This is a genomic window from Sphingomonas sp. NPDC092440 (genome assembly GCF_044754985.1).
Taxonomy (GTDB): domain Bacteria; phylum Pseudomonadota; class Alphaproteobacteria; order Sphingomonadales; family Sphingomonadaceae; genus Sphingomonas.
Genome location: NZ_JBIVQA010000009.1, coordinates 1 through 13,481 on the forward strand (window position 1 = coordinate 1; position 13,481 = coordinate 13,481).

At 64.8% G+C, this 13,481-nt stretch carries 11 protein-coding genes; 9 read left to right on the top strand and 2 right to left on the bottom strand.

Going from position 1 to position 13,481, the window contains the following annotated elements; all coding sequences use genetic code 11:
* Nucleotides 1–492 precede the first annotated feature (492 nt).
* From ACIQCS_RS15925 to ACIQCS_RS15935, 3 genes are all read left to right on the top strand, one after another.
* Nucleotides 493–2,136 (top strand): carbamoyltransferase C-terminal domain-containing protein, encoded by a 1,644-nt coding sequence (locus ACIQCS_RS15925; protein ID WP_345847257.1) that lies wholly within the window; start codon nucleotides 493–495, stop codon nucleotides 2,134–2,136.
* Nucleotides 2,133–3,002 carry a glycosyltransferase gene (locus ACIQCS_RS15930; protein WP_345847256.1) on the top strand — a complete coding sequence of 290 codons (870 nt, stop codon included), beginning with the start codon at nucleotides 2,133–2,135 and terminating at the stop codon, nucleotides 3,000–3,002. Before ACIQCS_RS15925 ends, ACIQCS_RS15930 begins: the two co-directional genes overlap by 4 nt.
* Before the next feature lie 136 nt (nucleotides 3,003–3,138).
* The gene (locus ACIQCS_RS15935) at nucleotides 3,139–5,124 is read left to right on the top strand and encodes a family 16 glycosylhydrolase (protein ID WP_345847254.1); all 1,986 of its coding nucleotides are present in this window, start codon (nucleotides 3,139–3,141) and stop codon (nucleotides 5,122–5,124) included.
* Nucleotides 5,125–5,463: 339 nt separating this feature from the next.
* On the opposite strand, the gene ACIQCS_RS15940 is transcribed toward ACIQCS_RS15935, so the two are convergent.
* Nucleotides 5,464–6,204, bottom strand: coding sequence for a YDG domain-containing protein (locus tag ACIQCS_RS15940; RefSeq protein ID WP_345847252.1), 741 nt, complete (start codon nucleotides 6,202–6,204; stop codon nucleotides 5,464–5,466).
* Between the two features lie 71 nt (nucleotides 6,205–6,275).
* Between ACIQCS_RS15940 and ACIQCS_RS15945 the strand changes: the two genes are divergently transcribed.
* Nucleotides 6,276–7,343 (top strand): tetratricopeptide repeat protein, encoded by a 1,068-nt coding sequence (locus tag ACIQCS_RS15945; protein WP_345847250.1) that lies wholly within the window; start codon nucleotides 6,276–6,278, stop codon nucleotides 7,341–7,343.
* Nucleotides 7,333–7,584 (top strand): hypothetical protein, encoded by a 252-nt coding sequence (locus tag ACIQCS_RS15950; RefSeq protein ID WP_345847248.1) that lies wholly within the window; start codon nucleotides 7,333–7,335, stop codon nucleotides 7,582–7,584. The genes ACIQCS_RS15945 and ACIQCS_RS15950 overlap by 11 nt, the downstream gene beginning before the upstream one ends.
* Before the next feature lie 68 nt (nucleotides 7,585–7,652).
* On the opposite strand, the gene ACIQCS_RS15955 is transcribed toward ACIQCS_RS15950, so the two are convergent.
* Nucleotides 7,653–8,741: an ABC transporter substrate-binding protein gene (locus ACIQCS_RS15955; RefSeq protein ID WP_345847246.1), complete on the bottom strand. Its 1,089-nt coding sequence runs from the start codon at nucleotides 8,739–8,741 to the stop codon at nucleotides 7,653–7,655.
* 53 nt (nucleotides 8,742–8,794) lie between these two features.
* Here ACIQCS_RS15955 and ACIQCS_RS15960 point away from each other — a divergent pair, with 53 nt between their 5' ends.
* The 4 genes from ACIQCS_RS15960 to ACIQCS_RS15975 all read left to right on the top strand — a co-directional run bounded on the left by ACIQCS_RS15960 (nucleotide 8,795) and on the right by ACIQCS_RS15975 (nucleotide 13,383).
* The gene (locus tag ACIQCS_RS15960) at nucleotides 8,795–9,463 is read left to right on the top strand and encodes a response regulator transcription factor (RefSeq protein ID WP_345847244.1); all 669 of its coding nucleotides are present in this window, start codon (nucleotides 8,795–8,797) and stop codon (nucleotides 9,461–9,463) included.
* Complete coding sequence (locus ACIQCS_RS15965) at nucleotides 9,460–10,839, top strand: sensor histidine kinase (protein ID WP_345847242.1); 1,380 nt, start codon at nucleotides 9,460–9,462, stop codon at nucleotides 10,837–10,839. Before ACIQCS_RS15960 ends, ACIQCS_RS15965 begins: the two co-directional genes overlap by 4 nt.
* Before the next feature lie 131 nt (nucleotides 10,840–10,970).
* Nucleotides 10,971–12,311 carry a citrate:proton symporter gene (locus ACIQCS_RS15970; RefSeq protein WP_345847240.1) on the top strand — a complete coding sequence of 447 codons (1,341 nt, stop codon included), beginning with the start codon at nucleotides 10,971–10,973 and terminating at the stop codon, nucleotides 12,309–12,311.
* A 25-nt stretch (nucleotides 12,312–12,336) separates the two neighbouring features.
* Nucleotides 12,337–13,383 carry an AbrB family transcriptional regulator gene (locus ACIQCS_RS15975; protein ID WP_345851986.1) on the top strand — a complete coding sequence of 349 codons (1,047 nt, stop codon included), beginning with the start codon at nucleotides 12,337–12,339 and terminating at the stop codon, nucleotides 13,381–13,383.
* Nucleotides 13,384–13,481 lie beyond the last annotated feature (98 nt).

Sequence of the window (13,481 nt, forward strand, 5' to 3'; positions counted from 1 at the left end):
GGGGTTTTGCGTTTCTGGGACAGACCGCACCGGAAGCATATCGGAACCAATCCGGCGGATACTCCCGCGCGGAAGCTCGCGGAATCGCCGGTCGCATTCTTCTCGCGACTACCGGGTAAAGGAGCTCAAGGCGTAGTTCTCTGCGGAGAACAGGCTCTCACGGTACCGGCGCGGTTGCAGGTAGGCCTCTGTCCTGTGCGCGGGGGTAGGGTGAAATGTCGGCTATGCGCCCTCATCTCGGACGTTTGGCGGTCTGCGAGCTACTTCCGAAGGCTGCCGATCGCTCAGGCCCTCTCATCGATACGCCATGCGGGAAGCGAAAAGGTTTACTTCGGAATGGTCGAAGCGTGTCGGCCGACGCTCGTCCGAGAATACTGAGGAGGTAGCTATCCTAGCGAGTCATGGATGGCGCCACGATGGTTGATATGAAAACCCTACCACTTGCCAGGCCTCGGCGCTCTTGGAATACCTTGTTTCAAGGGGGAAAGGTCGTTGCGTATCCTAGCATACAATCCCGGTCACGACGGCGCCGTTGTTCTTATCGAGAACGGTCGGCTGTCTTTCTCAATCGAAGCTGAGAAGGGCTCGAACTACCGCTACTCTGCGATATCGGTTTCTGACCTGCTCGATGTCGTCGGAGAGCTGTCCGATCTTCCTGATGTCATATGTATGAGCGGTTGGTGGCCGCGGGACCACTACGAATTCCTACACGGCTCTCGCCGCAACGGCGGATATCGCGGAACGGCCGAGTACCTCGCCATCCACGAGAAGGGACGGTTCCTACGCGGACGTTCCGATTACTTCTCTTCCTCCCACGAGCGCTCTCACATCATGTGTGCTTTGGGAATGTCACCGCTCCCAGAAGGCACGCCTTGCTACGCCTTGGTGTGGGAGGGCGAGATGGGAACCTTCTACGAGATTGATGCCCATAGTCGCGTTTCGGTTGTGAGGGACGTTCTGACGCAACCGGGCAACCGCTATGCGCTGCTCTATGGGCTTGCAGATCCGGACTTCCCGAAGGACGGTCCCTATCCCCGACAATCAGATGCCGGAAAGCTGATGGCGCTCGCGTCGTTCTCCAAGCGCGCGACCGCTACTGCGGAGGAGCGGGCGCTTTTGGAGTTCCTTCTCGACGGCCCCTATCGCAAGCTCTCCGACTATCCCCAACTTCCGCAGGCACCGCATCTCGACGTTGGCGTCGAGGATGCTTCGTTCCGCGACTTTGCGGGCATCTACAGCGATGCGATATTCGCCCGTTTCGAAAGGTTCGCGCGCGAACATCTGGAGCCTGGCCGGCCACTTCTGATAGCTGGCGGCTGTGGGCTGAACTGCGACTGGAACAGCAAATGGGTGAGTAGCGGCCTATTTTCGCAGGTCTTCGTCCCACCTGTTGCGAACGACAGCGGGTCGGCGATTGGCACCGCCATCGACGCTCAGTTCCGCTTTACCGGGGATCCGAAGATCGAGTGGGACGTCTATGCCGGTCTTTCATTCCGCGATGACGTTTCGTTCCAGCGCGACGCGTACGACGTTCTGGAACGAGACGACGTTCTCGTCGCGGACCTCTTAGCGAACGACCTCGTTCTCGGCTGGGCACATGGGCGGTACGAGATCGGACCGCGCGCACTTGGCAACCGCTCGATCCTGGCCGCCCCGTTTAGCGACCAAATGCGCGAGCGACTAAACGTTATCAAACAGCGCGAGCAGTTCCGGCCGATAGCACCCGTCTGCCTGCGCGAAGAAGCGGAGCGGTGGTTCGGGTGTCGTGTCGACAGTCCGCATATGCTCTACACCTTCACGGCGACCACCGATCGGCTCCGCGCGGTGACGCACATCAACGGATCGGCCCGCCTGCAGACTGTTACAGAGGGCTCCAATCCGGAGCTTCATGCCCTCCTATCCGCCTTTAGAATGAGGACCGGCTACGGCGTCCTCTGCAACACTTCACTCAACTTCAAGGGAAAGGGGTTCATCAACGACATCGGCGACCTCGACGTCTACACCAGAGGTCATGGCCTCGATGGCTTCGTGGCAAGTGGCCGCATCCACATACTCAGGAACTCTCCCAGCTATGGGGCCTACCTGCGGCGAAGTCGCGGTCAATCCAGCTCGACCGCTCAAGGAATGGCCGGTTGAGCGAGGTACAAGATCATGCGGCTGACGCGCGACATCGCATCGCGGCTTTGGGGCTCGGCTTTGAGGCGCACGAGACGCTTCGATCGGCACTGATCCGAGATATCATCCTCATGCAGGTCGGTATGGATCCCGCATGCCGATCGAGGCATGCACCCGGCGGAATACCGCGCAACCTGATCAGATTCTGGCATGACCATTCCGAACTGCCCGACGACGTAGCCGCCTGCATGTTCACTTGGGAGCGGCTGGCTGACCACGGCTTTGCAATCCGAACTTTCGATGACGCATCCGCCGATCGCTACATTCGTGATCGACACGGTGTCCGTGAAGTAGCCGCCTTCAGCCGGTGCGCACATCCGGCGATGCGGTGCGATTACCTTCGTCTGTGCGTGCTGCTCACCGAGGGGGGGCTCTACGTCGACTGCGATGACGTACTACTTGACGACGGCTGGACCTACCTGCTCGAAGACGACAGGTTGAAGCTTCAGCCGCTCTGCTACGACATTTCAGCCGGGGGGATGATGCCAAACGCAGATATCTGGCGAACCGATCTGCCTCCAGGAGAACACAACTTCTACGTCAACAATGATCCCATCGCAGCGCCGGCCGGACATCCTGTCCTGAAGCGCGCCCTAGAGCGAGCGACTGAACTGCTACTCGGGGGCGACAACCAGCCAGAGATTCAGGCGACCACCGGTCCCGGGAACCTCACAACGGTACTCGCCGCCCACGCGTATACTCTAATCTTGCAGGGAGACGCGCTCGACTTCAATCTGATACGCGGCTGGGATGCGATCGCGGAGATGCGGTGGGATCTTTCTTATCGCGGAGACGAGCGCAACTGGCGCAACGTCTACGGATGTTGAGACACTGATAGCAAAGGCGCGCGCTTGAGGCTCGATCGACCCGCGAGAGCTCTGCGAGGGGTGATGTTCCGCCTATGCCGCCGCGCTGCCTGGCGGTAGAATCGACGCGTTCGGCGCAGACGCGAACCGGATTGGGATGATCCTTGTGATCAACCTTGATCGGCAGCCCCGCCGCATTGCTAGGACCATGCGGGAACTCTCGCGTTTCGAGACCCGCGACGGCCGACGGCTTACCGACCTTGTGGTCCGTATGTCCGCGCTAGACGCACGCGACGGAAGGGTGGCAGCGGCTACCGCCGACGTGGACCCGCGCTACGTCGTGGGCCATCAGCTGCATGTTCAACCGGACGCCAAGCTTGAGGACTGCTTCGGGCGGGACCAGCCCGTCACGATGACCCGTCAGGAGATCGCCGTGGCGCGATCTCATGTCGAGGCATGGAAGGCCGTCGCAGCGGGACCCGAGGAACACGTCCTGATCCTTGAGGACGACGTGTGGTTCCGGCGTGGCGCCGCTGCGATAATCGACCGAGCTTGGCACGAGGCCCTGGCCAGAAAAGGCACGGCAGGTCCGGCCATGCTTTACCTGTCATACGAGGACGCCGGTGGCACTTGCGAGCGGGCCGACGCCCATGGAACGCTGTTCCGTCCGGTGCGGGGACTCTGGTTTCTTTCCGGCTATGTACTCTCCCGAGGTGGTGCCCAGACATTGCTCCGCGCAATGCCGGTTGTCGGCCCGGTCGACATGTGGATCAACAGGCAATTCGATCGGCTGGCGCCTCTCGCCGTTCGATCCGCCGCCATCCTGCAGCGGTCTGATGTCGGGTCCGACAACTCCTACTCGATGCTACCTTTCCTGGCGCAGGCAGGAGTCGTTGATGCCGACTCGCTTCCGGCGCCAGCTCGCTCCGGCAGGGTTCGTATCGTCGCCTGGACCGAACGCAGAGAGCGTGAACCTTTGGCGATGGCGCTGTCGATGCTCGGTCTGCGCGTCCTGGCGTTCGATGTCGGCGAGCTCACCTTCGGCAACAGCGAACTCTCCACCTGCTTTGCCACTTTCGACGCTCTTGTCGATCCGCCCTTCGAGCCCGACGACTTGCCGAACGGAATCACCGAGCTCGCCACTGGACTTGTCTTGGAGCCCGCCCGTGCGGATCGGATGAGCACTGGCCACCAATCGAAGCAGCCATGGACTGTCCTGCCGGGCGACGGGCCGGGCGACGACTGGTGGTCACCGCTCTGTTCACTGGCGGGCGTCGATACGCCCATCGACGCCTTTCCTGCCGGCGCACCGAGCAATTGGCGTCTGTTCCGCGACGGTCGTCGGCCGATTGTTCCCTCACCAAGGTCCGATAGGTCGCCGCCTCGCATGGCGATGGACAGCACGCCGTGGGCGATCGAGATGATCGACGGATGGCCGCCGCCGGTTGCCAGTCTCACGTCCTTGCGGGACATCGGGACGGTCGAGATGCAGTGCTCACTTATCGCGCCCGCGACGGAGATGCCGCCGATGCGCGGGACGTTCCCGGGTAACCTAGCAAGGTTCTCGCATGATGCGATCGACTACGGCGCGGACGGTGCGACGATCACATTGAGCGGGTCGGAGGCGGATGGCCGCCCTTACCGCTCGGGCGCGCTCTCGTCGGCCCGTCGCTTTCTGCACGGACGTTTTGAGATTGAGATGAGGGCAGCACGGGGTGGCGGCCTGGTTACCGGCTTCTTCTTACACCGTTCCGCGCCACGGCAGGAGATCGACGTCGAGATCACTGGCAACGAACCATGCAGAACGCTTCTCAACGTCTACTTCAATCCGGGAAGCGAGAGCACGGACCTCGACTACGGCTACCGCGGCTCGCCCTGTGCGATCGACCTCGGCTTCGACGCCAGCGCAGACTTCCATCGGTACGCGATCGAATGGTTCCCGGATCGGATCCGGTGGTTCGTCGATGACATCCTCGTACACGACCGTGGAAGCTGGGACCCGACCCCGGTGCCGCATTTGCCCATGACGCTTCACGCGAACCTCTGGTCGCCCCGTTCGGTGGAACTCGCAGGAGCTGCGGAAGTCCCGCCACCTTCGGGAACTGCTTCCTTCCGAAACGTCAAGGTCAGTGCGACAACTTGAGTATCGAGCCGTCGTCCGCTCTAACGAGCGGACGACGGCCTTTCGCCTCAACGCGCTAGCTGAACGAAAGTCGGCTCTACGCCATGCCCCGCCCGCAAGCAGTCGGCCGGCAAGCGGCCCAAATTTTCACCTCCGGGGTAAATCTGAAAGCTGCCGTTCGCTAAACTCTATCCCAATGCAACCCACGCCAACGTCGTCGGCGCCAGTGAGCTCTCATAGGTCTGTTCGACGCGGCCTGGATGGCTAGCCTGCGCTTTTGGCGGGAGTGGATAGAAGGAAGGACCTTCGCTTTGAACGAAAGCCCTTCCTTCTAATTCCGGCATGCTCTCGGAGCCGGATTCAGCGGCTTTCTGAAACGCAGCTCTTGTTCTCTCCACAAACTGCGCTGCTATCGATCGTCACGGCACCATCTTCCGGCCCCGTGTTCAGATTCGGCAATTGAGTGGGAAGGGTGACTGAGCGGAACGGCTGGACCGGCGCTTGCAAAGCGCGTTCGAGCGGACGGATGGTGAAAACCCCGTTCCGGAACTGGATCTCGTAATTCGTCCCGGCACTCAGCGAGCCTATATCGATCACATAATCGCCTGCCTGTTCCCCTGCCGCGCGATTCGCCCCCCCGGAAAGCACGTCGCCCGCAACGAGCGAACCCGAGAGCAGCGTATATCCAAGGGCAGGATCGGGATCGCCTGCCTGCTTTTGGGCATCAATGGCTGCGATACTGAGCGCCCGCTTGAGGATGTCGCCCTTAACGGGGCCGGAAATGGTGAGCCTGTAGTTGCCGGCATCACCGCCGGTCAGCATCGTCCCGCTGACATTGACCGTCTTCCCGGTGCCGGCATTCTTGTCGGCAAAGGCCAGGACGGTACCGCTGGCCTCCACCGTGTCCCCGGCGACAGCACCGGCAAGGCTGACCGATCCGGTCGCCGCCGTGCCACCGTCATAGGACTTGGCGGCGACGGTGACTGTGCCCAGGAGCTCCTTCTTCAGGACATCCCCCAGCACACCTGCGGGCACGTTGAGCGTGTAGTTCCCGCTGTCCGCGCCGGTCACCGTGGCGAACGAGCACGGAAGCTGCGCCAACTAAGGCTCCCGACCAGCCGATTTCCAACCCCTCCTCGTGCGCAAGCGCATGGGGCAGCAGGATATTGATCATGCGACAGCATCGCAGCCTTCTTCTCGCGGGCCTGGCGGGAGGGATTTTCTTGCTCGCGGGCGCGCCGGTCTCGGCGGTCCCCAACTCCAGCCCACTGGCTCCGCAATCGGGCACGACGTGGGGGATCACGGAAATGCAGTGGCGTACGCTTGCCGGGCCCGACCTGCGGCGCCTGGCGGGATTTCCCGGCTCCGCGCCCGCCGTGCTCGCCGCCGCGCAGAATGGCGACCCGCGCGCCATGGCACTGATCTCGGGGGCCTATGCGACGGGATCGGGGGTGCCTCGGAACAACAGCGAGGCGTTCCGCTGGGCGCAGCGCTCGGCGGCGACGGGCTTGCCACTCGGCATCCATGTCCTCGGCCTCGACTATTTCTACGGCACCGGTGTCGCGCCCGATCCGGCGCAATATCTGCGCCTGCTTCGTCAGGCCGCAGACGCAGGTTCGATTGCGGCCGCAGGCGAAATTGCCAAGGCGCTGTTCCGTGGCGAAATCATCGCCAAGGACCTGACCGGGGCACTGCGCTACGCCAAAATCGGTGCAGAGGGCGGTATCGCGGAAAGCATGATGCTCTATGGCACGCTGCTTTACGATCGCTCGCTGCCCGGCCGCGATCCGGCCGAAGGCGGCAAATGGATCCGGGCGGCCGCAGCAGGCGGCTATGATTTCGCCCGCAAGGCAGCCGCGGCACTCGATGCCCAGGATGGCTTCTCGGTGTCGGCGAAACAACTGTTCGTGTCCAATTTCGGCAACAGCCTCGTCGGCGCCCACACCGTGATCGCGGCGCCGGATGATCCCTGCGTCACCCAGATCGTCGTCGATCTTAACGGCACCACGGGATCCTTCCTCATCAACTGGCAGCAAACGGTCGTCGCCAGCGCGGGCAATTCGTTCGTCAACCTATCGGGTGCGATCCTCAACGGCACCCAGCGGGCGGGGGGCGATGTCAGGAACAGTCTCGGACTTTCGCTCCACCGCGACCAATCGGACGCTCCGGAGGAACAGGACCGCATGTTCGACCTCGCCGCCGCGGCAAAGCAGGTGTCCGACATCTGCCATGCGCTTTGAGGCCGCGGGCGCGCCCACGCGGCTGGTGACGAAGACGAAGAAGAATATGGCGATCCGATCGAAGATGACCATCGGCACCGCCGCAGCCGCCATGCTGCTGATTGGCGTGCTGCCGGCCGGCGCGCAGAGCGGCAACCACGGTCAGGCGTTCGATCGCGTCCATGAAACTCCGGGTGCTTTCCGTTTGCCGACTCGGCATTTGCTCGAGCAGGGGCGTGGCTCCTACTGCCTGATCGACTGATGCGAATCCGTTGCCGAGCGCCTCGAAGCTCGGATGCGGACGCATCAGGAACGATTGGCGCACGCCCGCTAGCGTGCGGAATCTTCGCTCGGTGTCGGATGGTCCGGGTGGATCAGCCTGTTCCACTCCGCCAGGAAACGACGGCGCATCAACCGGTCCTGCACCACGAGCAGTGCCGGGCTCACCGGGATTGCCCGGCGCTGCTGTTCCGGCGTGCGCAAGGCCGCAGGAACCGCCATGTCGCGTCGCACGGACGGCATGGCCTTCGCCACCAGATGGGCCTGACCGCGCTTCGACAGCAGATAGTCCAGGAAGAGGCGAGCGACATTGGGGTGCGCGGCCTTGGCCGGTATCACCGCGATGCGCGACATCAGCAAGGTGTAGTCGCTCGGCAATACCACGGCGAGATTGGGGTTTCGCTGCATTTCCGCAATCGCATAGGATCCAAGCACATTGTATCCGATGACCGATCGACCCGCGGAGACGTCCGAAATGATCGCCTCGCTCGTCGTGAACAGCCGCACGCCGTTGATGCCAAGCGCGCGAACCAGCGGCCAGGCGAGCCTGCTGGCCGCTTCGTCCTGCGAGAGATAGAGATAGCCCACTGCCGAGTTCGCCACGTCATAGGTCGCGACCCGGCCACGTAGATCCGATGCGCCCGACTCGAGCAGGCGCAGCAGGTTCGCATGACTCGTGGGCGCGCGGCGCGTACCCAGCAGCTTGCGGTTATAGACCATCACGATCGGTTCGGCGGTGACGCCCCATGCTTCATTCTTCCAGTTGGCCCATTCCGGCAGCGCGGCGTGCTCGGGCGATGCATAGCGGAGCGCATGGCCGTCATTGACCAGCTTGATCTGCAGATCCATCGCCGAACTCCACAGGAAGTCGGGCATCTCGCCGCCGTTGCGGGCACGTTCTTCCGCCAGATGGTGGACGGGGAGCGCCGCCATCTCGCGATAGTCGATATGAATGCCGGGGTGCTGGCGCTGGAAGTCGGCGAGCAGCTGGGCGACGGCGGGGCGGTCGGTCGCCGACCAGATCACGAGCCTGCCCTCGCGGGCAGCCGCTCGCGCGATCGCCGCGTGCTCGTCATGCCATGGATTGAGCGTGCCGCAACCGGAGAGCAGCAGGCAGCCGAGAAAAGCGAGCGCGCGCATGGCGCAAATGATCCTCTGGACTTCCGACAAGTCAATGCCTCACATTGGCAACCATGGCACGCATTCTTCTTGTCGAGGACGATCCCGCCCTGGCCAGGGGCGTATCGGCCATGTTGCGCAGCAAGAACTATACAGTCGACGTCGCCGAATATGGCGAGGACGCGCTCGACGCGGCACTTGGCGAACCTTATGCGCTGATCGCGCTCGACCTGGGCCTTCCCGATATCGATGGCATCGAAGTGCTTCGTCGATTGCGCCGCAGCGGAAGCAAGACCCCGGTACTGGTATTGAGCGCGCGCGACGCGGTCGAGGACCGGGTCACCGGGCTCGACCATGGCGCGGACGACTATATGCTGAAGCCGTTCGATCCGAGCGAGATGGAGGCACGGATCCGCGCGCTGCTGCGCCGATCGGCAGGGGAGGCCTCGCCGCTGGTCACTATCGGCGACCTGGTCATCGATCCGGCGCGGGCAACGGCAACGCTTGGCGGGACCGTGCTCGCTTTGCGCCGCCGCGAATGGGCCGTGCTCGAACGGCTTGCGGCGCGGCCTGGCAAGCTGGTGTCGAAGGAGCGCCTTGCCGCCGAGATATTCGGTTATGACGAGCCGGTCGCGCCCAATGCGGTGGAGGTATATGTGGCGCGCCTGCGCCGCAAGCTCGAACCGGACGGGCCCGAGATTCGAACGGTGCGCGGCCTCGGCTATCTCATCGACCCGGCATGAAGCCGCTCGCGGGCAGCACCCGCTCGCTCACCGCGCGCCTGCTGATCGGCGTCGGCCTGCCCATGATCATCCTTGCAGTCGCGCTCGGCCTGGGCGGTGGCCTGATGATCCGGGCCACCGTCACGGCGGTCAACGACCGCATCCTCGAAGCCGCCGCCCGCGGCATCGCCGATTCGCTGACGATCGAGGAGGGCGAGATCGCGCTCGACCTGTCGCCGGCGATCTTCGGGATGCTGGAGAACACCGCGCGAGACAATGTCTACTACACGATCCGCTATCGCGGTCGTGCGCTGACCGGCTATGGCGATCTGCCGCAGATCTCGCTTGCGCCTGGCGAGGATGCCGCCGCGTTCGGCGACGCGCGCTATCTCGACCGCGACATCCGCATCGTCGCCAGGGCGCGGCGCCTGCCGGGGCTCGACGCTCCGGTGGTGATCGAAGTCGCCGAGACGCTCGATGCGCGCAAGGCCGATACCAACCGCCTGCTCAGCGGCCTGCTCTTCCTCGAAAGTGCGCTGATCCTGGTGGCGGTGCTTCTTCTGCCCTTTGCGGTGCGCTGGGGCTTGCGGCCGGTCGCGCGGATCCAGGCCGAGCTCGATCACCGCGTCGCAGCGGATCTCGCCCCGCTGTCTCTCGACGCGGTGCCCGCCGAATTGCGGAACCTCGTCAAGGCATTCAACGCCATGCTCGGGCGTCTCGGCGACGCGATGATCGCGATGCGGCGTTTCACGGGCGACGCGTCACACCAGATCCGCACGCCGCTATCGATTCTACGGACGCATGTCGCCGTGCTGCGCAGCGCGGCGCCGGGAAGTACCGAAGCAGCACAATCGCTCGACGACATCGATCGCGGAACGGTGCGGCTCAGCCATCTTGTCGGGCAGCTCCTCGCCCTGGCGCGGGCGGACAATGCGGCACGCAACGAGACGCCGCTCGAGGCTGTCGATCTGCGCGATATCGTGACGGCGGTGGTTGCCGAGCGGCGCGAGGCCAGCGCGCGGGCGGGGGTGACGCTCGTCGTCGTGCCGGCCCCGGCCATCATCATACGCACCGCGCCGGTGCTGGCGCTCGAGCTGCTCGCGAACCTGCTCGACAATGCCGTTCGCCATGGCGGGGCGGGCGGGATCGTCCGGGTGACGGCCACCGAGGATCCGGCGCTCCTTATCGACGACGACGGCCCCGGCATCCCGGCGACCGAGCGCGAGCGCGTGTTCACCCGCTTCGCGCAGCTGCCGCGCGATGCCCGTAACGAGGGCAGCGGCCTCGGCCTGTCGATCGCACGGTCGCTGGCACAGGCGATCGGGGCCGAACTCCGGCTCGAGGACGGCCCCGACGGGCGGGGCCTGCGCGCCATCGTGCACTTCCCGCGCCCCTGAAAGCTTCATGACAGGTTGCCGCGGCTAACGCTCGGGCAGGAGAGCCGGCCGCGCAAGCAGGCGGGCAGGGATGGTCCGCGCCGGAGAGAGGGGAGAACCCCTGTCACGGCGCTGAAAGGAAGCGAACGGGCATGCTATCGATTCTGGCTTTCGCGATGGTCGGTACCTTCATGGTGCTGATCATGACGAAGCGCTTGTCGGCGATCGTGGCGCTGATCCTGGTGCCCGTGCTGTTCGCGCTGCTCGCCGCCATGCTGCATGGCGGGTTCGACGCCGGGCTCGGCAAGATGATGATGGCCGGCGTCGCGGACCTGGCGCCAACCGGCGTGATGCTGGTCTTCGCCATCCTGTTCTTCGGGCTGATGATCGACGTCGGCGTGTTCGACCCGATGATCCGCGCCATCGTCCACGCGGTGCATGGCGATCCCGTGCGCATCCTGGTCGGCACGGCGCTGCTTGCGCTGATCGTCTCGCTCGATGGCGATGGCGCTACCACCTATATGATCACCACCGCGGCGATGCTCCCGCTCTACCGCCATATGAAGATGGACGTGCGCATGCTTGCCTGCATCGTCATCATGGCCGGCGGGGTGATGAATGTCCTGCCCTGGGGCGGCCCTACCGCGCGAGTGGTGAGCGCGCTCAAGCTCGATGCGGCGACAGTGTTCGTGCCGCTGATCCCGGCGATGCTCGCGACGGCGGCCTGGGTTGTCTTCGTCGCCTATCGCTTCGGCCTGAAGGAGCGCGCCCGGTTGGCGGCGCTGCGGGCCGATGCGGTGGATGAGGATGCGGATGCGGACGAAATGCTCGAGCAGGACCGCCACAGCCATGTCGAGGCGCGGCGGCCGCGCCTGTTCTGGTTCAACCTTCTGCTCACCATCGGCCTGCTCGTCGCGCTGATTGCGGCAGCGATGCCGCTGCCGGTGCTGTTCATGCTCGCCTTCGCGGTGGCGATGAGCGTCAATTATCCGAACCTGTCGCAACAGCGCGAGCGCCTTGCCGCGCATGCCCCGAATGCCCTGGCGGTAGGCGGGCTGGTGTTCGGTGCGGGCATCTTCACCGGGATCCTGTCCGGTACGAAGATGGTCGATGCGATGGCAGCCACCGTCACGCATGCGATCCCGCCCGCCCTTGGCGCCTATCTCGCGCCGATCACGGCGGTGATCAGCGCGCCCTTCACCTTCTTCATCTCGAACGACGCTTTCTATTACGGCATGCTGCCGATCCTCGCCGAGACCGGCCATGCCTATGGCCTGTCGGATGCCGAGATCGGCCGCGCCGCCCTGGTCGGCCAGCAGGTCCATCTGCTGAGCCCGCTGGTTGCCTCGACCTATCTTCTGGTCGGCTTCGTCGGCATCGAATTCGGCGAGCATCAGCGCTTCACGCTCAAATGGGCGCTCGGGTCCTGCCTGGTTTTCGGAGGGATCGCCGCGCTTACCGGTGCCTTCCCGGTCGTCGCGGTCGCCGGCTGACGTGCCGGGCGGCGCGGGCTTGCGCATGCGCCTTCGGCAATGGGCCGGGCTTCTCCTGCTCTCCCTGGTCGCAACCGCTGTCCTGGCATTGCTGGCGGTGCCTGCCGCCCTGCTGCTCGGGCCGATGTTCGCCGGGATCGCGGCCGCCGCGCGGGGCTGGGACATCGGGGTGTCGCGCTGGCTCGCCATCGCGGCCCAGGCGGTGATCGGCTGCCTGATCGCGGGAAACATGGCTGGCGCGCTCGCGCCGATGCTCGCCGAGCACTGGCTGCTCTTCGCCCTGCTGACGCTGGCGACCGTCGGTGCCAGCGGCCTGCTCGGCTATCTGCTCAGCCGGTGGGGCGTGGTGCCCGGCACGGTCGCGATCTGGGGATCGATGCCTGGCGGCGCGACGGCGATGGTGCTGCTCGCCGAAGCGAATGGCGCCGATGCGCGGCTGGTGGCGGTGATGGTCTATACGCGCGTCGTCGCCGTCACGCTCACGGCGAGCGCGCTCTCGGTGCTGCTCGGCGCCCAAGCGCTGCCGCCACATGGTGCAGCGGCGGTTGCGGACGGGCCGGTCTGGCTGATGCCCGTAGTGGCGATTGCCGGCGTCGCGGGGGCCGTGCTCCTGCGCTGGCGCTCCGGAACCTTGATCGTCACCATGGCGCTGGGCGCGGCCGCGATGCTTGCGGGCGCGCCTCCGGTTCGGGTTCCCATGCCGCTGCTCGTTCTCGCCTTCGCCACCACCGGCTGGCGGATCGGGCTGAGCTTTACTGGCGAGGCGCGCGCTACGGCAGCGCGCATGCTTCCGCGCATCCTCCTTGCCGCGCTGCTGCTCATCGGCTTCTGTGGCGGACTGGCGGCGCTGCTGCATTTCGCGCTGGGGATCGACCCGCTTACCGCATGGCTCGCGGCCAGCCCGGGCGGTCTCGAATCGGTGGCGGTGATCGCCAGTACCCTGCCGGTCGATTCGCCCTTCATCATGGCAGCGCAAACCGCGCGCTTCGCGCTGGTGATGCTGATCGGGCCGGCGCTCGCTACGGCACTGGTTCGTCGCAGCCGCCGCGCCGCGCACCATCCCCAGCGATGACAGGTTGGTGAAAGCAAAGCCGTGACACTCCTTTGATCGGGGGACCTTCGACGTCCCGAAGATAAGGTTCGGACGCGCAAAGCGGACCGACATACAGG

Coding starts and splice junctions, on each gene's coding strand:
- ACIQCS_RS15935 (WP_345847254.1), top strand. CDS start 3,139: ATGATCCTTGTGATCAACCTTGATCGGCAGCCCCGCCGCATTGCTAGG.
- ACIQCS_RS15945 (WP_345847250.1), top strand. CDS start 6,276: ATGCGACAGCATCGCAGCCTTCTTCTCGCGGGCCTGGCGGGAGGGATT.
- ACIQCS_RS15950 (WP_345847248.1), top strand. CDS start 7,333: ATGCGCTTTGAGGCCGCGGGCGCGCCCACGCGGCTGGTGACGAAGACG.
- ACIQCS_RS15955 (WP_345847246.1), bottom strand. CDS start 8,741: ATGCGCGCGCTCGCTTTTCTCGGCTGCCTGCTGCTCTCCGGTTGCGGC.
- ACIQCS_RS15960 (WP_345847244.1), top strand. CDS start 8,795: ATGGCACGCATTCTTCTTGTCGAGGACGATCCCGCCCTGGCCAGGGGC.
- ACIQCS_RS15965 (WP_345847242.1), top strand. CDS start 9,460: ATGAAGCCGCTCGCGGGCAGCACCCGCTCGCTCACCGCGCGCCTGCTG.
- ACIQCS_RS15970 (WP_345847240.1), top strand. CDS start 10,971: ATGCTATCGATTCTGGCTTTCGCGATGGTCGGTACCTTCATGGTGCTG.
- ACIQCS_RS15975 (WP_345851986.1), top strand. CDS start 12,337: ATGCGCCTTCGGCAATGGGCCGGGCTTCTCCTGCTCTCCCTGGTCGCA.